This is a genomic window from Bariatricus sp. TF06-38A (assembly GCF_027690675.1).
Lineage (GTDB): Bacteria > Bacillota > Clostridia > Lachnospirales > Lachnospiraceae > Allocoprococcus > Allocoprococcus comes.
In genome coordinates this window covers 90,349-110,738 of sequence record NZ_JAQFCE010000004.1, presented here as the reverse complement: position 1 = coordinate 110,738, position 20,390 = coordinate 90,349, and the positions used below count along the sequence as shown (strand labels likewise).

Below are 20,390 nucleotides of genomic sequence, written 5' to 3'. Positions count from 1 at the left end.
CTTATCTCACTTTGTTCAAACATTCCTGCACTTCCAGCAACGCCTTCAAATCATAATAAGAAGGATTCATCTGATGCAGTTTTTTTCCAGTCTGTTTTTCATAAGTTTCAAATGTTCCGCACGTAAAAATTGTAACCTGCAAAGGATCCATTCCCAGGATTTTCTTCAAGTCACGGTAATCCTGATCAATATATTTAAAATATGTACTCAGTAACTCTTTTAAAATATCGGCGCTCATGGCACTGTTCAGCAAGGATTCCCGTTCCAGTTCTACATACATATGCAGATATGGGCGGTTCTGTTCATTATATTCCTTTGCCGCAACCCAGTTTGTGATCGGGAGCTTTGACAGACGAATGACATTTCGGATCCCATTTTCTGAAATCCTTGTAAATCCTGCTATATCAATGATCCATGGTACCCGGTCCACATATTCAAAACGTGGGATCTGTGTTTCATCTTCCCTGTTTTCCAGTCCAACGCACCGATACATATCACCACAGCGATATCTCGCGAATGCACCGCCTTTCAAAATCGTAAATACGAGCTCATATTTTTCTCCCGGCTGGACTTCATCCATCAGATATGTCGGTGGAACATAAGACGGATCCTCATGATTTTTCAACATGTCCTTCTCTGTGATAAATTCATAAAATGCCGTATCCGGGAAGAAATACATTCCTTTTCTCGTCCAGGTCTCTGTCCCCATTATAGATGGTTCCGTACCGGCAAACAATTCCATCGGCCGGATTCCCCAGAGTTCTTCCAGATCATCTTTATAGCACTGATTGTCCGTACCTGCTACCATGAACCCTTTCAAATGGAATAAATCCTTTGGGAGTAATTGCCGGTTCTCCTTTTTGCAGCGGTATTTTGCCTGTATCATACGGAAGATCATATGCGGTCTGCATTTCAGAAGACTTGATAGTTGGATACCGCCGCCACCGGTCATCGAAGAAAGGCTCAGACTTACCGCATAAGCCACACTTCCAAGACCAAAGAAAAATCCCAGATCTTTTTTCATCGCCATTTTAAATCCCAGCTTGTTTCGTTCGCTGAAACTCATATTCACAGCATCTTTTACTGCCGGAAGGAACTCAATATCGATTTCTTCCCCGAGTGCCAGTGGAAAAAGTCCGGTAGCATACGGAAGCGGTGCCAGCGCATACAGAAATTTGTCCGTAGATGCAACATCAAAAGAACCCTTTTTCCTGCTGGTCGATAAAATCAGACATGCTGTCACATTATTCCGGTAGGTATCCAGCATACTTCTTGTATACGGTGCAACCTTAATCGGATGTTTCCCGCCTTCCCAGGTTGTCTGAATCCAGATCACCGGATTCCCCGGAAGCATATCAGGCTGCTTGGTCAGAAGAATGTCTGCATAATCTTCATACTCCGTCAGCGGTACCATTTTGCGGAATTCATCCAGATTTCGGGGATGTTTTCCTTTCAAAATCGACTGTCCAAGTCCACAGTTACTCCACAGCTGGATCTGTTCTTCCATCAGCCGCCGCTGGATTTTCATGTAACCGTCCATCGACAGATCCAGAAATCCACAGTACTGCTGCCATATTTCATTATACTGTTGTTTTTTTAATTTTTCTTTTAAATTCATAGACTGTCCGCTCCAGATCAATCATTTTTTCTGATAGTACGCAGGCACACCCGTATACTTTTTCTGTTCGGTATCAGAAACGGTGTACTTTGCTGATATTCTTTATAGTTAAAAAATGTCCGTGGGAATGTCCACAGATCCTGAAAAATAATATACAGATAATTCCAGAAAATCATAAGTAAAAAATAAATCCCATGTTTCCATCCACCGACCATTCCCCACATGCACAAATATGCTCCTGCAAACCATAAAACACCAGGATGGCGGCACAATCCATACATACCTTCCGTATAAGCCGCACGCAGTTTATTTTCTTCACAATAGGTTTCTTCAAAGGGAAGCGCAAAAAACAACGTATAAATGAGCAGACAAAGGAAAAGGAATCCTCCTAATCCAAATCCGGTCATTGTTCCGATCTTCCGATGGCAACTCCCCCATGCTGCATAAAGTTCTGCAATCAGCGATACTACAACGAGAATACTCCCAGCTGCAAAAAATTTTTGTAATACTGCATTCTTCATCCGAACACTGTTAATATCATAAATAAAATACAGAATAAATCCTGTACTTCCTAGTATAAACTGCCACATTTTTCTCTCCATGATTTGTGCATTATTATGCACAAATACCTTTTCACGCACCATAAATTATAATAAAAGTTACTATAAATTGCAACCAAAAAAATGGCTTCCCTTTCCTTTTTTTCAAAAACATTACTATATCATTACATTTTTTACAAATTCCACTTTTTGCTTTAAATAGTATACCATCATTTGACTCTATCTGATACAATAGATGTATGGTATTTTTATCCAAATTTTGACTAAAAGGCAGGTACTAGAATATGTGGGCTTATGAAGGAATTTTTTATCAGATCTATCCAATTGGATTCTGTGGCGCTCCGACCGCAAATGACGGCAAAACCGTATCTCGAATTTTAAAATTAAAGGACTGGAGCAGTTATCTGGAATCCTTAGGTATCTCTTCTATATTATTAAATCCAATTTTCGAATCAGATAATCATGGTTATGACACCAGGGATTATAAAAAAATCGACTGCCGTCTCGGAACCAATAAAGATTTCGCAGAAGTATGCAAAGATCTCCATACACACAATGTAAAAATTGTCCTTGACGGTGTGTTTAATCACGTAGGACGTGGCTTCTGGGCATTTAAAGATGTACTGGAAAAGAAATGGGATTCTCCATACAAAGACTGGTTCTGTATCAATTTTGACGGTAATTCCTGCTACAATGACGGCTTCTGGTATGAGGGATGGGAAGGACATTTTGAACTGGTCAAACTGAACCTTGCCAATCCTGCTGTTGTAGATTATCTTCTGGAATGTGTAAAGGGCTGGATCGATGAATTTGATATCGACGGTCTCCGGCTTGATGTTGCATACTGCCTGGACCGCAATTTCATGAAACGTCTACGCAGTTTCTGCCAGGAATTAAAACCTGACTTTGCCCTGATCGGAGAGGTTCTCTTCGGAGACTATAATCAGATCGTCAATGACGAAATGCTGCACAGCTGCACCAACTACGAATGCTATAAAGGCATTTACTCCAGCTTCAACAGCATGAACATGTTTGAGATCGCGCACTCTCTGAACCGCCAGTACGGACCGGAACAGTGGTGCATTTACCGTGGAAAACATCTGATGTCTTTTGTTGACAACCACGATGTGACCCGAATTGCAAGTATCCTGACCAACAAGAACCACCTGCCGCTGACTTACGGTCTTCTTCTTGGTATGCCGGGTGTTCCTTGCATTTATTATGGAAGTGAATGGGGTGAGGAAGGAGTAAAAGCTCCGGACAATGACTATGCTCTCCGCCCATGCTTCGATGCGCCAAAACCGAATGCACTGACTGAACAGATCAAAAAAATGATCCATGTCAGAACCGGAAGCAATGCTCTTTGCCACGGAAGCTACCGTAATGTTGTCCTGACCAACCATCAGCTCATCTTTGAGCGTCGGACCGATGATGAACGGATGCTGGTTGCGATCAATGCATCGGACGCACCGTTTACTGCGCACAATGGAGAACTCGGAGGCACAATGACCGACCTGCTCACCGGAAATGAAATCCAGATGAGCGGACAGCTTGAGATGCCGCCGTACAGTGTGCAGTATCTGAAATAATATCTCCGGACATTTTCCAAAGCAGACCTCTTTGGTTTGCCATGAGAATGATTGATATTGCTTAACAGCACAAATGCCAGTTCCGGCTTGCTGTCGGTTCTGGCATTTTTTCAAAGAATCTCTGTTCCAGTAAATACAGTAATTTCGTTTGAGATTTCCTGTCATTTAACGGAACTTCGATTTTCTATATTCCCTCGGAGTCATTCCATAATTTTTTCGAAAAAGCCTGTAAAATTGTGTCCGATTACTAAAGCCAAGGTCCTCCATGATTTCTGCAATCGTAAGATCCGAATCCAAAAGAAGTCCCTCCGCCTTTTCCATTGTAAATTTCGTGCTATATTCATACAGAGACAACCCGGTATATTTTTCAACCGTTTTATAAAGATAATCTCCTGAATAACTAAACTTTTCCTCCAAATCCTTTCTGCGCACCTGTCCATCCTTTTCCCGGATATAACTGGTTATCTGATCAAATAGTTCTCTCTCAGACGTATTTCCGAAAGCAACCGGCGTATTTGTGTAAAGCGCTCCGTCAAACAATGCAGATAACATTCCTATCATTGCTCCTGCAATCTGAAAATTTGATTTAGGCGTTCTCTTCTGCAATCCTACTGCAATTTTGTCAAAACAATCATGCACTACTTTTGTCTCTTTCATCGGAATAAAATCGATATAAGCCCGTTGTGATGCCTCTTCTTTATCCAATTCATGTAAAAAGAATTTCCTTACCATCTCATATTCCTTTGTGCGTTTCCCGGAAAAAACACTTGGAAATTGTAGTAAATTCAAAATATATTCTTGTGTAAATTCCAGAAAAATCACTCTGCAATACTCATCGAATTCCTCCAGATGGCGAATATTCATATTCATCAGACAGCAACTTCCTTTCGGATAAAGATGTCTGGTATTTTCAATGTTCTGATATAGCCTTCCATCTGCAACATACATCAACTCATAGAAATTATGTCTGTGCATACTTTTCCTTTCAAGAATTTTGTCCGATTCCTCCTTGTCCATACAAAGATATCCTAAATCCTTCGGTCCTATAAATGTAAGCACCTCTCTTCCTTCTTCTTTTTCCGGATAATAGGAATCTAAAATAAAAGAAAGACTATCTTCTGTAAAATGATTTTCTCCAAAACCTTTTTCATATGCCTTCATTTCTTTAATTAAATCCTGATACATCATAGGACGTGTAGATTGAAAATACATAATTTATTCCTCTTTCTGATAAAAACCAGTTTTATCTTTTTATAGTGATCATTCCTGTTCATCTCGAATAGCTCTTAACAATTGAATCTGATACACATAAGGTTCAATCCCATCATTTATGCCATTTATACTCTTTTTCATATCATTTATAATAATATCATATGATGTGGATGTCAAAATTTTTTACCACTCACTAATTAACCGAATTGTTCTATTCAATAGTAAAAGCGAGGAAAACTTATGCAAAAAACAGATTTCAACCGTGACTGGACCGTACAGAAAGACGGATCCAATGAAATACTTCATGTCAATCTTCCAGATGACGCCATGATCCGTGAAGAGCGCTCAAAAGAGAATAAAACCGCAAGTGCAAGTGCCTATTTTGCCGGTGGCAAATATATTTACACTAAAATTTTCGATCTTTCGGAAAATGAAACCAGACAAACTCTGATCTTAGAATTTGAGGCTGTCTATCAAAACGCAACCGTATTCTTAAACGGCAGACAGGTTGCCGAACATCCTTACGGATACACAAACTTTTTTGTTGACATCACCGGAAAAGTTATTGCCGGAACAAATGAACTGAAAGTCGTTGCAGACAACGCAGATGTCCCGAACAGCCGTTGGTACTCCGGATCCGGTATCTACCGCGAAGTGCACCTTTACCGTTCCGGAAGTTCTTATATCCGCCCGGAAGGGTTAAAAGTGCAGATTGTTGATCTTAATACAATCCACATTTTTACTGACGCGGTTATGCAGCCTGATGAAAAAATTGTACTGGAAATTTTCAATGACACTGGCAAAATCGTATCTTCCGAAGGCACAGATGTCACCATCACCATCCCAGATGCACACCTCTGGTCTGCCGAAGATCCTTATTTATATACCTGCAAGGCAACCCTTCTACAAAATGGAACTGCCATTGATACTGCCAGAACCTCTTTCGGAATCCGTACCCTTTCCTGGGGAAAAGATGGATTTCTTGTAAACAGCAAGTCCGTCCTTTTCCGGGGTGCCTGCATCCATCATGATAATGGGGTACTCGGTGCCTGTGGCTTCCATGATGCTGAATGTCGGCGGGTACGCATTTTAAAAGAAGCCGGATTTAATGCCATCCGTTCTTCACACAATCCCATTTCAAAGGCAATGCTGGATGCATGCGATCAACTTGGTATGTACATTATTGACGAAGCTTTTGATATGTGGCTGATCAAGAAAAATCCTTACGATTACGCCGGTGAAACATTTTCCAAATGGTGGAAAGCTGATATTGCTGCCATGATTTCAAAAGACTATAACCATTCTTCTGTTGTGATGTACTCTGTTGGAAACGAGATTACAGAGCTTGGACTTGCAGACGGGCAGGAACAGGCCCGTATCATGACTGAATTCTGCCATACCAAAGATCATACAAGACCTGTCACAGCCGGGATCAATCTGATGCTTGCTACCATGGCCGGAAGTAAAAAAAGTATTTATGGCACGGACGAAGACGGTAAAGTCAAAGACAGTGGTTCCGGTGGACTGGATAACGCTCCGACCTCTGAATTTTTCAATATCATGATGAACAAAATGGGCGGACTCATCAATAAAGCAGCCAAAACAAAAAAAGCGACTGCCATTGCTGAAATTATGTCCGGTATTTTCGATATTCCCGGATATAATTATGCATCCAGCCGCTATAAAATTGATGCCAGAAATCATCCGGAACAGGCGACAACCGGCTCTGAAACTCTCCCGCAGACCCTTTACGATAACTGGCAGCTTGTCAAATCGATTCCTACCATGACCGGCGACTTTATGTGGACCGGATATGATTATCTTGGTGAATCAGGCATTGGCACCATTCAGTACAAAGACAAAAAGACGAAGCAAAATGCCGATCCGGGCCTTATTATTTCCGGTGGTGCCGGTATCATTGATATCTGTGGAAAAAAACGTCCGGAAGTTGGATGGAGCAAGATCATCTGGGGATTACAGAAAACTCCAACAATTGGTGTTGACCCTTATACCCGCACAGACTATTTCCAGTCTCTTTCTATGTGGCGTGTCACAGATGCGGTGGAAAGCTGGTCATGGGAAGGCTGCGAAGGGAAAAAAGCTTCTGTAACAATCTACTCAGATGCAGACAAAATAGAACTTCTTGTCAATGGAAAAAGCGCAGGTAAAAAGAAACCGAAAAAAGATATTGCAAAATTCAGGAAAATTCCATATGAAGCCGGCAAAATCGAAGCCATTGCTTACGACTCCTCCGGAAAAGAAACAGCCCGCACCACGCTTGTCTCAGCCACTGGAAAAACTTCGATAAAACTCACTCCTGAAACAACAAACCTCTGTGCAAATGGTCAGGATCTCTGCTTCCTTAATATCGATCTTATCGGTGAAAATGGAATCACAAAATCCTCTGTCGACCAGGAGCTGAAAATAGAAATCTCCGGTCCTGCAACACTTCAGGGATACGGTTCTGCAAGACCAAATGTTGAAGAAAGCTTCTGCAACGATACTTTCAAGACATTCTATGGCAAATCCTTAGCCGTAATCCGGGCCGGCTATGAACCAGGCACTGTCACTGTAAAAGTATCCGGAAAAGGATTAGACACCCAGGAACTCACACTAAATATCTGTTAAAACTCTACAGATTTCTAAATAAAACCAAAGGAGAACATCAGAACTCTTTTTCTGTTCTGACGTTCTCCCTTCTGGTCATTTATCCCATTTTCTAATAAATATATTTCTTCATTTCCTGATATACCCTTGCAAGAGGAAGTCCGACGATCGTATTATAATCACCTTCAATCCCACAGATATACACGCCAAATGCCCCTTGGATTCCATAGGCTCCTGCCTTGTCCATCGGCTCTCCTGTCGCAATATATTCCCTGATTTCTTCCTTGCTCATCGGATATACATGCACATCACTGCATTCATGAAATGTCTTCCGGATCTTTTTCCCATCCTTCTTTATCAGAAGCGTAACACCGGTGTAAACCTGATGTGCTTTTCCCTGAAGCATGGAAATCATCTGATATGCCTGCTCTTTATCCTTTGGCTTTCCGAGAATCGTTCCATCCGCTGCAACCACCGTATCTGAGCCGATCACCAGAAAATCTCCTGTATTTTTCGTTTCATACTGCTGATAGACATCTTCTGCTTTCTGTACAGAAAGTTCTTCCACAACCTGGCTTGGAACCTGGGATGTAATTACTTCCTCACTGTGTGACGGCATGACTACATGCTTTATATTTCCCTGTTCCAGCAGTTCTGTCCTGCGCGGTGATGCAGAGGCCAGAACTACAGTCAGCTTCTGTATTCTACTACACATAGCCTAATCCTCTTTCACAAGAATCTTCTTAATTTCTCCCATATACATGTTATGCATATCTTTGTCAGCATACCATTTGTCAAGATTTGCTTTCTCAACAAAATTTTCTTCTCCCATGCGCTGTACATAAACCTTCTTGCATACAAAGATCATTTTTGCTTCTTCAAACGCAACTGTTCCATCTACATAATATGGTGTCAGACCGGCTTCTTTGATCTTATCTTCGTCCCTTCCGGAAACTCTTCCACAGAGATTTAACGCTTCTCTATGCTCTTCTCCAAAAAATGCCAGTGTAAAATAATCTTCTCTGTCCACAAATTCTTTGGTATAGCGGGAATCACGGATATAAGCTGTCGCAGTCGGCTTACCCCACATAATTCCAACACCACCCCAGCTTGCTGTCATGGTGTTACATTTTTCTTCATTTCCTGCTGTGATCAGCATCCACTGTTTTCCGATCAATTCAAATGGATTATCCTTTAATTCTTCTGCTTTTATTTCTGTAAAACTCATTTTTCTGTCCTCTTATTTTGCGATTACTTTACGGAAATTCTTCTTTCCTTTTCTTACAACTTTTCCTTCACCTTCAAAGTCTGCTTTTGCAAATTTTGTCGCAATATCGGAAACCTTTTCTCCGTCAACGGCAACTCCACCCTGCTGTACGGCACGACGTGCTTCTGACTTGGAAGCAACCAGTCCACTCTTGTGAAGCAGTGTCAGGATATCGACAGACCCGTCTGCAAAATCTTCATCAGAAAGCTCTGCTGTCGGCATATCTGCTGCATTTCCTGAGCTGAACAGTGCACGTGCGCCTTCCTGTGCCTTTGTAGCTTCTTCTTCGCCGTGAACCAGTTTTGTCAGTTCGAACGCAAGGATTTCTTTTGCTGTGTTAAGCTGTGCGCCTTCCCATTTGTCCATCTCATCAATCTGCTCAAGCGGAAGGAATGTCAGCATACGTAAACATTTAAGAACATCTGCATCTGCCACATTTCTCCAATACTGGTAGAATTCAAACGGAGAAGTTTTTTCCGGATCAAGCCATACAGCTCCAGACTGTGTCTTACCCATCTTCTTTCCTTCTGAATTCAGAAGCAGTGTGATTGTCATCGCACTTGCATCCTTACCAAGCTTACGACGGATCAGCTCTGTACCACCAAGCATGTTGCTCCACTGATCATCTCCGCCAAACTGAAGATTACAGCCGTATTTCTGGTATAACATATAGAAATCATAGCTCTGCATGATCATGTAATTGAACTCAAGGAAGCTCAGTCCCTTTTCCATACGCTGTTTGTAGCATTCTGCAGTCAGCATACGATTTACGGAGAAATGTGCTCCGACTTCACGAAGTACTTCCACATAATTCAGATCCATCAGCCAGTCCGCATTATTAACCATCAGTGCTTTCCCGTCTGAAAAATCAATAAAACGGCTCATCTGCTTCTTAAAGCAGTCACAGTTGTGCTGGATTGTCTCCGGTGTCATCATCTGACGCATATCTGTTCTACCGGACGGATCCCCGATCATAGCAGTACCGCCCCCGATCAAAGCGATCGGCTTATTGCCAGCCTCCTGCAGTCTCTTCATCAGGCACAGTGCCATAAAATGTCCAACATGCAGACTATCCGCCGTCGGATCAAACCCAATATAAAACGTAGCCTTCCCGTTATTCACCAGATCCCGGATAAGCGGCTCATCCGTAACCTGCGCAATCAATCCTCTGGCCTTAAGCTCTTCATAAATACCCATTTTCCTAATTTCCTTTCTTTTTTCAAAACCTATATCTTAGTCACAGCCAATCTTCTCCCCCGGAGAAGGAGGCGTCCCGTCTGGAACTCTTTGAAGTCTTCAAGGATGTCAGCCATCCGAAAACCATTTCTATTTGACTGCATGTGCAGGCGGATGCTCATACTTCTTAGGTTTTGGGAATTTGTGTTATGATTGAAAATCCATCTGTCTGAGCGCAGCGAGTTATGGATTTTCAATCATGCCCTTAACAAATTTACAAAACCTTAGAAGTATCAGCTGCCGAACCCGCAGACAAATAGAAATAGATTCCGGATAGCGTCCGTCCTGAACCCCTTCAATTTTTCCAATAAAAAAACCTCGTCCTCCGGCCAATCAGCCTTTAAGGACGAGGTATATTCTCTCGTGGTACCACCTTAATTCACATCCGGCTCGCACCGAATGCCTCAGTCAGTAACTAACATTACCGTAGCAGGTATAACGTCCGCCACTCCGTCACAGCTTACTTGCGCTTCCGTGCGTTCGGTGTGAAACTCCAAGATGTATTCACATCTGACTCTTCGTGCACCTCTCATCAACCGGTTACTTTCTGTCTGAGCCTTGTCATCTGCTACTTGTTCTCTTCATAGTCTGTAATTTTCTCTTCTTTTGTCATACTACCGTATCCTTCAAAATTTGTCAAGCCGGATTTCACGCCAAATTATCACAAAACAACTTTTGTCAAATCCAATTCACAGCCTTCCATCATTTTCCGAACCACTCTCGCAGATTCCCTAATTCCAGAAATCCGTCTTCTGCTCCAGCTCAATATCTGCACTTTTAAACACCGGATTAACTCCCCGCTTCAACTGATCCTCATAATCCCGGATTGCCTTAAATGCCGTCCCGGACAAAATCAGGATCACCGGAATATTGATCAGTGCCATCACACCCATCAGTACATCGGAAAGATCCCACAAAAGCGACATTTCCATACCTGCCCCTAGAAATACAACAAATGCAGATACCAGGCGGAATCCGCGCATAAATTTTTTCCCCGGTTCCTTTTTATGGATATAGGTCAGAAGATTGTCGCAATAGAAACAGTTTCCAAGCAATGTTGTAAACGCAAAAAATACCATAGCCACCGTTATAAATACCGGACCAAATGCTCCCAGGGATTCCTGAAGAGATGCCTGAACCCACGGTGCCCCCTGCATCTCCCTGGTTGGATCAATGCCAGACGACATACACATCATCGCCGTTGCCGTGCAAAGAAGAAGTGTGTCGATAAAGACAGACAGCATCTGAACCAGTCCCTGTTTGACCGGATGGCTGACATTTGCAGAAGCAGATGCATTCGGTGCCGAACCGATTCCGGCTTCGTTGGAATAAAGCCCACGGCGGATACCCTGCATCATAGCAGAACCCGCAAACGCTCCGAAAATCGCCTTGAAATCAAACGCTTCCTCAAAAATACGCAGGAACATTTCCGGCACATTGCGGATATTGATGATAACCACAATCAGCGCCATACCGATATATGCAAGTCCCATCACCGGCACAAGCGTCGATGTCACCTTTACAATACGGCTTCCACCGCCAAGCAAACACCATCCGGTCAGAACTGCCAGAATCCCACCAATGATCCATGGGCTTACCTTCGGATCATAAAAAGAAAATCCGGAAAATGTAGACTGCAGATTGTAGGATGCCAGCATATTGAATCCAAATGCATAAGTCAGGATCATGGCAATACAAAACACGATCGCCAGTGGTCTGCAATGCAGCGCCGCCTCGATATAATAAGCCGGACCACCATAGCATTTCCCATCCTCTCCCTTTTTCTTGTAAATCTGTGCCAGCGTACTTTCAATCAGTGCAGACGCACTTCCAATGATCGCAATCACCCACATCCAGAATACAGAACCAAATCCCCCAATACAAATTGCCGATGACACCCCGACAATATTTCCCGTTCCTACTCTCGATGCCGTTGAAACCATAAGCGCCTGGAATGATGAGATTGCCTCTTTGTCGTCCGGCTTCTCCATCACGGACTCACAAGCTCTCTCAAATAAACGCACCTGTGGAAATCTTGTCCGGATTGTAAAATATAAACCTGCACCGATCAGAATAATCACCAGAAGTTTGCTGTACATAAATGAACTGACCGCCCCAATAATCGTCTGAAACATACCTTCTTTCCTTTCTCAATGTTTTCTACCATTTTCGCTATATCTTAACGGAAACTCTCAAAATTTGCAAGCTTTTTCTATTTAAAAGCGGACAAGCAACGCCTGTCCGCCAAATTTATACTATATTTTTCTATCCCTTTACAGCTCCGGCAGCAACACCCTTGATGATGTACTTCTGTCCTGCCAGATATACAATGATGATTGGGATTACTGTAAGCATAATGCTTGCCATCATCGGTCCCATTTCAACTCTTCCGTAACTTCCGCGGAAATACTGGATCAGCATTGGGATTGTTTTATACTTCTTAATATCAAGTACAAGAGTTGGAAGCAGGTAATCATTCCATACCCACATTGCTTCCAGAATACCTACGGATATCATGGTAGGCTTCAGGATATGGATATCAATCAAAAAGAAGGTCTGCAGCGGATTACATCCGTCGATCATGGCAGCTTCTTCGATTTCTACAGGAATCGATTTTACAAATCCGCAGAACATAAATACCGCAAGACCTGCGCCAAATCCGAGATAGATCACCCAGATATTCCATGGCATATTCAGATGTAAGGTATCTGCTGTCTGTGACAAGGTGAACATAACCATCTGGAAAGGAACAACCATGGAAAATACAAACAGATAATATAAAATCTTTGAAATCGGACTATTTACACGGGTTATATACCATGCACACATGGAGCAACATACAAGAATAGCAACTACAGAAGTAATCGTAATAAATGTACTGTATCCAAGACTGCTCAAAAATCCTTTTGAAGCAACGGCATCTACATAGTTTGCGATTCCTGCAAATGCATCTGCAGTCGGAAGTTTAAATGCAGTTCCTGTACTGATCGCTGATTCTTTTTTCAAAGAGTTCATCAGGATCATAATGATCGGATAAATCCAGGCGAGTGCCGCAATTGTTAATATAACTATCCATATTGTATTTGCAATACTTTTCTTCTTTTTCATTACTGCTGCACCTCCTTAGATCTTGTTGCTTTCAGCTGTACCAGTGAAATAATGATAACCAGAACACAGAAGATCACTGCTTTTGCCTGTCCATAACCTTTCCACTGCATTCCGGCACGTGCGTAGAATGTCTGGTAAATATTCAGTGCCAGCATTTCTGTCGCATGGTTCGGATCTCCACCTGTAAGAGCCAGGTTCTGGTCAAACAATTTAAATGAATTGGTAAGTGTCAGGAAGACGCAGATCGTGATGGAAGACATTACCATCGGAACTCTGATTTTCCAGAGGATATCCCACTTTGCTGCTCCGTCAATCTCTGCTGCTTCGATCAGATCATCCGGTACATTCTGAAGACCTGCGATGTAAATGATCATCATATATCCGATCTGCTGCCAGCACATCAAAATGATAAGTCCCCAGTAACCGGCTGAAGAATTCAGTGCCAGAAGCGGCTGTCCGATGATCGTAAGCAGACAGTTGATCAGGATCTGCCAGATATATCCAAGTACGATTCCACCGATCAGGTTCGGCATAAAGAAAATAGTTCTGAAAATATTGGTTCCCTTTAACTTCTGTGTCAGAAGCAGTGCCAGACCAAATGCCAGTACGTTGATCAGTAAGATCGATACAATCGCAAATAATACTGTAAATTTAAATGAACTTGTAAATGATGTATCCTTGATTGCTGCGGTATAATTTGATATTCCAACAAATGTTGCATTTCCTACTGTTGTAAACTTACAAAAAGAAAGATAAAATCCCTGTGCAAACGGAATAATAAATCCGATCACAAATGCAAGAAATGTTGGGAGAACAAATATTGGTGCATGTTTTTTCAGTGCCTTCTCCATAGAAATCCTCCTCTTTTCCTTTTGCCCGGAAGGATCTTCCTACCAGGTGGCTCTCATTTCACTTTTTATTTTTATATGGAAAAACGTAGGTTCCCATATCCAGAAAACCCGCTTCGTACAGGCTCTCCTCTCACTTAAAAGGGGCAGGCAAGCCGCCTGCCCCTAGGTCAGTTCTTTTTATGCAACTTATTTATTCATTTGCAAGCTTGTATTCAGATGCCCATCCATCTACGAATGCACTTACTACTGCATCCCAGTTAGCATCTGTCTGATCTGCCGCATAAGCTGTCAGTGCAGATCCAACACCATTTTTCCACTCTTCTGAAGGCATTGTTGAGAAGTTCCATGCTACCGGAGTCTTTCCGTCTTCGGTCATCTGTTTGTCTTCTTTGATAAAGAGATTCTTAGATTCCTGAGCTTTCTTAAACGGAATGTTGAATCCCATATCGTCTGCCATACATTTTGTTCCTTCATCTGAAGTTACACACCAGTCCATAAAATCTAATGTAGCCTGAATATCAGCTTCGTCTGCGTCTTTATTTACGCACCAGTAATTTTCTGTACCTGTGCAGAGTCCCTGGTTTGCTTCATCGCCTACACCAAAGTAAACCGGAAGCATGGTCATGTCATCATCTGTCAGACCGCCATCGATCAGCTGTGTATATTCCCATGTACCATTCTGATAGAATACAGCTTTTTTATTCAGGAATTCATTTCTTGCATCGTCACCTGTCTTTGCAGCAAGATCCTTTGGATCGCATGTGCTGTTGTTGATGTACAGATCCCACATATCGCGATAATTGTCAAGATATGTGCCTTTGATTGCATCTGTTGTGTTAATTCCTTCATCCTGATATTCAAAGTAGATCGGAAGGTTTGCAAGGTGTGTCTTGAATCTCCAGTCAGAAGATCCGTCCATACCTGCTGAAGTAAATGCAGAAAATCCAAGTTCAGAAGTTCTATTTGTAATGTCTTCTGCTACTTTTTTCAGATCTGCAAAAGATTTGATGTCATCCGGTGTATATCCTGCTTCTTTTAATAATGTCTTATTTGTGATAATTCCGTATGTTTCAATAACATATCCGATACCCGCTACAGAATCTCCGTCTTTCAGTGCATAATCATCACTTGTGAGTTCTTTGTAAATATCAGAATCTGATAAGTCGTAGCAATAATCTTTCCAGTTTGCAAGTCCTACAGGTCCGTTTACCTGGAATAATGTTGGTGCTCCGCTCTTTCCCATTTCACTCATCAGAGTGGTTTCATAGTTTCCGGAAGCTGCTGTAACAACCGTTACATCTACACCTGTCTCTTTTGTGTAATCCTTTGCCAGCTGCTGCCACTGCTCATCCTGCTCCGGTTTGAAGTTCAGATAATATACAGATCCTTTGCTGCTGTCCCCTTTACCGTCTGCACTCTTGCCATCGCTCTTGCTTCCACATCCTGCAAAGCATCCAAGTGTCATGATTCCTACCAGCCCCAGTGCCAGCCATCTTTTTTTGTTTTTCATAATTTCCGTTCCTCCTCGTCTGGATTTCTTTTCTATGCTTAGATAATAGCAAGAATCCGTGCAAAAGATGTAGCAAATAGAAAACCTCATATACCAAAAAATATACTTTTGGGTATGTAAAAAATTTGTTATTGATAAAGGGACGCCAACAGCCGTCTTCTCCTACCTCTCTGCCGCATACTCCCGGATACTTTCATCGGCAGTCTCCACCATCTGCGCAAGCGTCATTTTCCCGGCGGCAAGCTGTGGCAGGCACTCCCCGATCGTCTCTTCCTGAAGGATGGAGTTCCATTTCACCTGATAGTTCGGAACGATCTGCGGATTGTTATTGTAGGCATTTACATAATCCTGAAGGAGCTGGCTGATTTCAGTGCGTCCGTTCTTGTCCATCAGCTCTTTTTTCTCTTCTAGATTGAATTTCGTGCGAAATTTCAAAAATTCAACCGCTCCTTCTTTGACCTCCTCGCTGTAAGTGGAAACCACCGCCCAGCCAAAGGTTTCCGGTGAGGCAATCAGTTTATTTCCCGGAAATGCGGAAAATCTTACCTTTTCTTTCCATTCTTCCGGCAACTGGTCGATCATCCAGTATCCGTTCGGGATCATTGCCACCTTTCCTGCGACAAAATTATTGTATGCCACATCGTAGTCAGCATGAATTGCATCTTCTGTTGTATACCGAAACAATTTCTGCAAGGTTTCTGCAATTTCAAGACCGGCATCATTGGAATAGCTTTCTGGGAGAAGCTCTTTCATAAATGCATAGCCTTCTTCCGTGTGTGCTGCCTCTGCTGTTGCAATCAGCATCGGCGCCCAGCCGGTTCCTTCAGTGTGAAGTCCAAGCGGTGTGATTCCGTTTGCCTGCAGCCGGTCACAGCAGTCCCAGAATTCTTCCCATGTCTCCGGGAATTTCTCAATCCCTGCTTCCGCAAAAAGCTCCGGATTCCAAAACATGCCGGCGCACGCAAATGCCGCCGTACTGATCGGTCCAAGATAGATATTGCCATCCTCATCCGTACAGCCTTCCATCACCGCCGGTTCGATCATATTCCTCCACTCTTCATCCTCTTCCAGATACGGACTCAGATTCTCGATCCGTCCATCCGCAACCATCATCTGATAAAAGGACGGCAGGGTGCGCACATCATAGATCACAGCCGGAAGCTCGTCTGTGACATTTAACCGTTTCAGATTTTTTCGGTATTCCTCTTCCGTCTCCATGATCCATTCCACTTGCATATGATACGTACCGGCATATTCTTCATTAAACGCATCAACGACATCCTGTTCCGTTTTCTTGCCGGAAGTCGGATCTACCGTCAGAATGATCGGAATATCAATCTCCTTTTTTTCTGTGCTCCGGCTTGTCTGCCCCGTATTTTTACCACATCCGGTCAGCACTGTCAGAACCAGTGCGATACAAAACACCGATTGCAAATATTTTCTATAAATCACGTTTCTCCTTTCCGTCATCCGGAATTTGGATTGTACACCGAGTTCCATTTTCTTCTGCCTCATAGTAAAACAGCACATCCTCTCCATATTTCAGCCGCAGTCTGGTCAGTACATTCACCACTCCATATCCGTGTTCCTTATCCTGGAAGCATTTTTTCGCCTCCAGAATCGGATGCCCGTTTAAGGCATTGATCTTTTCCATCATTTCCCGGTCAATCGGCTTCCCATTATTGAATACCACGATTTTCAGCTGGCTATCCTCCCTCGCAATCTCAATCCGGATCAGACCATTCTCATAAATTTCGCAGAATCCGTGCTTGATCGCGTTCTCGACAAGTGGCTGCAAGATCAGCTTCAGCATCCACGTACTCTTCTCTTCCACCTTACACTCAATCTCATACCGGAACAAATTTGCATTCCGGATCTGTTGGATTTCCATATAACTCTTTACATTTTCCAGTTCGTCCTCCACCGTCACGATATCACTGCCCTTGCTGAGTGACAGACGCAGATATTTGGAAAGTGCCTGAATCATCTTCATGGTTGTCTCTTCTCCGTTTATCCGCGCAAGCATGTAAATTGTATCCAGCGTATTATAAAGGAAATGTGGGTTGATCTGTGCCAGAAGCATGTTCAACTCCGTCCGTCTGAGCACCCCTTCCTGTTCTTTGATCTCTGCCAGAAGATTCTCAATATTTTTTAGCATCTTATTGTAGGAATGTCCGATCTGATCCAATTCTGTATTGGTATTCAGTTCAATCAGGCGACTGAAATCATTTCCGTCAAACTGTGTCATCTCTTCACTGATCTCCCGGATCGGACTGGTGAACCGCTTGGAAAAATAGATACTGATCACAACCGCTACCACTGCCACAAACAGATAAATCCCGATCAGCACCGTAAGTACCCTCATCGTTCCCTGCGTCATTACACTCGACGGAACGACTGTGAACACCGTCATTTCAGAGCTGCTTTCTTTGTAAATGGAGCAGACACCACCGCTCACTCTCCGGCTTTTTGCAAGAATACCACTCGTTTCCTGTGCGCTGATCTTATAGACTTCCTGTTTTACCGCATCCGAAATCTTCGTCCCTTTCGGGCACCAGGCAGCGCATAAATTTCCCTTCTTATCCAAAATTCCGATCTGCACTTCATCTGTCATACTCCGATCCTTTCCAAGTATCGTTTCCAGAAAGCCGTCATTCATCTTGATGAGCAGCAGTCCTGGTTTGCTGGCGTATTCCATGCTGTGTACATATCTTCCGATAAACAATGCTTCTTTCTCCGTCCCAAACAGAGTATCCTTCGCCCAGAACCATTGTGTTTTCGCATAAGAATCTCCCATGTAATCTTCCAGATGGCTGTCTGAAAAATCTTCATAATCAATATGCGAGTAGGATCTGGCATAAACATTATTTTTATTATCCACATAGCAGTATTCTGCCACATGATCCAGATTCATATAGGCAAAATATTTCTGAAGAGAGTTCTTTTCCACATCTGCAAATGAAGCTTTTTTCAGACTTTCCTGAACCTGATCGTAAGTAATACATTCTGCTGTCCCTTCATCCGCCTCTTTTGACAGTGTATCCAGAGCCAGCCCCATCTTCTCATTTAAAAATTCATATTTATCTGTAACCTCTGTGGTCAAACTCTGCCTTACATAAATCCAAACACCGATGCTTGACAGCAAAATTGCCAGCAACAACAGCCCCATTATATACCGAAGGTATTTTCTCTGTATTCCGGATTTAATCACCCATTTCTTCATTCTTCGTAATCCTTTTTGTATTCACTCGGTAATTTTCCTGTATATTCTTTAAATAAATGTGAAAAATAGGATGCATTGCTGATTCCCACCTGCTCACATACCGTTCCTATACTCTCACATCCATCCTGGATCAGCCTCTTTGCTTTCTCCATTCTCTGCTGTAAGAGATACTTTTTAAAGGTCATATGAAATGTATTTTTAAATACACGCCCGAAATATACCGGATTCAGATAAATCTGCGTTGCCACCTGAACAATAGAAAGTTCTTCCTCCTGCAAATGCTCACCGATATAAGAAAGTGCCACTGTCATATATTCCTTTGCACATTTATTTTCTCCGCTTTCTGCGTATTTTTCCCGTTCCTCAATTGCTTCTCCGAGGATCCTATAACTGACATCTACCGCCTGTGCTGCTGTCAGACTCTCCATATTCGAATAATAATTTCGGAACTGTTTCTGCAGTTTTTCCGTCATTCCGTAAGTATCGTTCAGCATCATCTCCGCTTGCAGCATAACCTTATGTATATAACGGATCTGTAACTCTTCCTCATGTGGAAGTGCGTAAATCAACGCAATAAAAGCCTGTTTTAACTCTTTAAACGCATTCTTCCGAACAGCATTGACGATCGTAAGTCCTGCCTCTTCACAATCACTTTTTTCCGCTTTTTCTTCCTTTTTCACAGGTATGGGAAAAGTATTCTCATTTGTGGCACTGCTGCAGATTGGCTCGAAAAGTCCCTGCGCCTCTTCGTAACTTCGGCGGATTCCATCCAGTCCTTTATACGGTTTAGAAATCGATGCAGTAACCGGACTTTTCTGTTCCCTTTTAACCTGTTCCAGAATCTGCGCAATCTCGCGCACTGACGCATTTTCCTTTGTCTTGATCAGAAATACATGACAACCTTCTGCCTTTTCAAAATGCCAGAAAAAATACCGCTCTGAAAACATTTCTTCCAGAGATTGTATCAATTCCAGCCTGGCTGCTTCGTAATTCAGTGCATCCGTAATCTTATATGTAAGATCAAGATCCACACACATTGCAATAAAACGGTCGTCCTCTTCAATCACATCTTTCAAGATCGCAAATACTTCCTGCACCTTTTCATAGGAAATTTTATTCTGTAAATATTTCTGTACAACAACCTGGAGAAAACTGGTGGAATCTTTTCGGATCATATTTTCCCAGCTTTCATAACGCTCTTCGCTCTCCAGTTTCTCCATACAGGTCTGGTATGCGCCCTGCATGGTCTCCTGCAGTTTATCTTCCTCGATTGGTTTCAGCAGATATGCATATGCACCAAGATCACACGCCTGCTGTGCATAATTAAAATCACGGTACGCACTGAGCACAATAAAAACCGGATCCAGCTCTGTCTTCTGGATCTCTTCCATCACCATCAGACCGGAAACCTGTTTCATCCGGATATCCGTCAGTACGACATGGGGCTTCACTTTTTTGATCACTTCGATTGCCTGCTCCCCACTCTGTGCCTGACCGGCAACTTCAAATCCCATCTCATTCCAGTTGTACGTCTTAACCAGTCCCTGCAGAAGGATTGGTTCGTCATCTACAATCACAAGTTTTAATAATTTCATACCATTTTCCCCAT

General features: G+C 42.7%; 15 protein-coding genes. 2 read left to right on the top strand and 13 right to left on the bottom strand.

What is annotated here, in order from left to right; genetic code table 11:
* Window position 1: 1 nt before the first annotated feature.
* A complete protein-coding gene (locus PG418_RS05620) occupies window positions 2–1,618 on the bottom strand; it encodes a GH3 domain-containing protein (protein WP_173690442.1) in 1,617 nt (538 codons plus the stop codon).
* A 17-nt stretch (window positions 1,619–1,635) separates the two neighbouring features.
* Entirely contained in the window at window positions 1,636–2,208 is a 573-nt protein-coding gene (locus PG418_RS05615) for a hypothetical protein (protein ID WP_178025593.1), read from the bottom strand.
* Between the two features lie 254 nt (window positions 2,209–2,462).
* On the opposite strand from PG418_RS05615, the gene PG418_RS05610 reads away from it, so the two are divergent.
* Window positions 2,463–3,767: an alpha-amylase family glycosyl hydrolase gene (locus PG418_RS05610; protein ID WP_227120474.1), complete on the top strand. Its 1,305-nt coding sequence runs from the start codon at window positions 2,463–2,465 to the stop codon at window positions 3,765–3,767.
* Window positions 3,768–3,932: 165 nt separating this feature from the next.
* Here PG418_RS05610 and PG418_RS05605 read toward each other — a convergent pair whose 3' ends face one another.
* Window positions 3,933–4,979, bottom strand: coding sequence for an AraC family transcriptional regulator (locus PG418_RS05605; protein WP_055156085.1), 1,047 nt, complete (start codon window positions 4,977–4,979; stop codon window positions 3,933–3,935).
* 240 nt (window positions 4,980–5,219) lie between these two features.
* Here PG418_RS05605 and PG418_RS05600 point away from each other — a divergent pair, with 240 nt between their 5' ends.
* A complete protein-coding gene (locus tag PG418_RS05600) occupies window positions 5,220–7,607 on the top strand; it encodes a glycoside hydrolase family 2 TIM barrel-domain containing protein (protein ID WP_055156084.1) in 2,388 nt (795 codons plus the stop codon).
* 91 nt (window positions 7,608–7,698) lie between these two features.
* Here the strand turns inward: PG418_RS05600 and PG418_RS05595 are convergent, their stop codons facing one another.
* The 10 genes from PG418_RS05595 to PG418_RS05550 form a co-directional block, all read right to left on the bottom strand.
* Window positions 7,699–8,301, bottom strand: a complete 603-nt coding sequence (locus PG418_RS05595) for a Maf family protein (RefSeq protein WP_498837184.1) — start codon at window positions 8,299–8,301, stop codon at window positions 7,699–7,701.
* A 3-nt stretch (window positions 8,302–8,304) separates the two neighbouring features.
* Window positions 8,305–8,814 carry a flavin reductase family protein gene (locus tag PG418_RS05590; protein WP_270475500.1) on the bottom strand — a complete coding sequence of 170 codons (510 nt, stop codon included), beginning with the start codon at window positions 8,812–8,814 and terminating at the stop codon, window positions 8,305–8,307.
* A gap of 12 nt (window positions 8,815–8,826) precedes the next feature.
* Window positions 8,827–10,050, bottom strand: a complete 1,224-nt coding sequence (gene tyrS, locus PG418_RS05585; protein WP_173692569.1) for a tyrosine--tRNA ligase — start codon at window positions 10,048–10,050, stop codon at window positions 8,827–8,829.
* 770 nt (window positions 10,051–10,820) lie between these two features.
* On the bottom strand, window positions 10,821–12,224 hold the full coding sequence (locus tag PG418_RS05580; RefSeq protein ID WP_008373201.1) for an alanine/glycine:cation symporter family protein: 1,404 nt from the start codon (window positions 12,222–12,224) through the stop codon (window positions 10,821–10,823).
* A 130-nt stretch (window positions 12,225–12,354) separates the two neighbouring features.
* The gene (locus PG418_RS05575; RefSeq protein ID WP_022220784.1) at window positions 12,355–13,197 is read right to left on the bottom strand and encodes a carbohydrate ABC transporter permease; all 843 of its coding nucleotides are present in this window, start codon (window positions 13,195–13,197) and stop codon (window positions 12,355–12,357) included.
* A complete protein-coding gene (locus tag PG418_RS05570; protein WP_055156080.1) occupies window positions 13,197–14,048 on the bottom strand; it encodes a carbohydrate ABC transporter permease in 852 nt (283 codons plus the stop codon). The genes PG418_RS05575 and PG418_RS05570 overlap by 1 nt, the downstream gene beginning before the upstream one ends.
* A 190-nt stretch (window positions 14,049–14,238) precedes the next feature.
* Complete coding sequence (locus PG418_RS05565) at window positions 14,239–15,558, bottom strand: ABC transporter substrate-binding protein (RefSeq protein ID WP_055156079.1); 1,320 nt, start codon at window positions 15,556–15,558, stop codon at window positions 14,239–14,241.
* 162 nt (window positions 15,559–15,720) lie between these two features.
* Window positions 15,721–17,010, bottom strand: a complete 1,290-nt coding sequence (locus tag PG418_RS05560; protein ID WP_498837183.1) for an ABC transporter substrate-binding protein — start codon at window positions 17,008–17,010, stop codon at window positions 15,721–15,723.
* Window positions 17,000–18,781, bottom strand: coding sequence for a sensor histidine kinase (locus PG418_RS05555; protein WP_055156078.1), 1,782 nt, complete (start codon window positions 18,779–18,781; stop codon window positions 17,000–17,002). Before PG418_RS05555 ends, PG418_RS05560 begins: the two co-directional genes overlap by 11 nt.
* On the bottom strand, window positions 18,778–20,376 hold the full coding sequence (locus tag PG418_RS05550; RefSeq protein ID WP_498837182.1) for a response regulator: 1,599 nt from the start codon (window positions 20,374–20,376) through the stop codon (window positions 18,778–18,780). Before PG418_RS05550 ends, PG418_RS05555 begins: the two co-directional genes overlap by 4 nt.
* Window positions 20,377–20,390 lie beyond the last annotated feature (14 nt).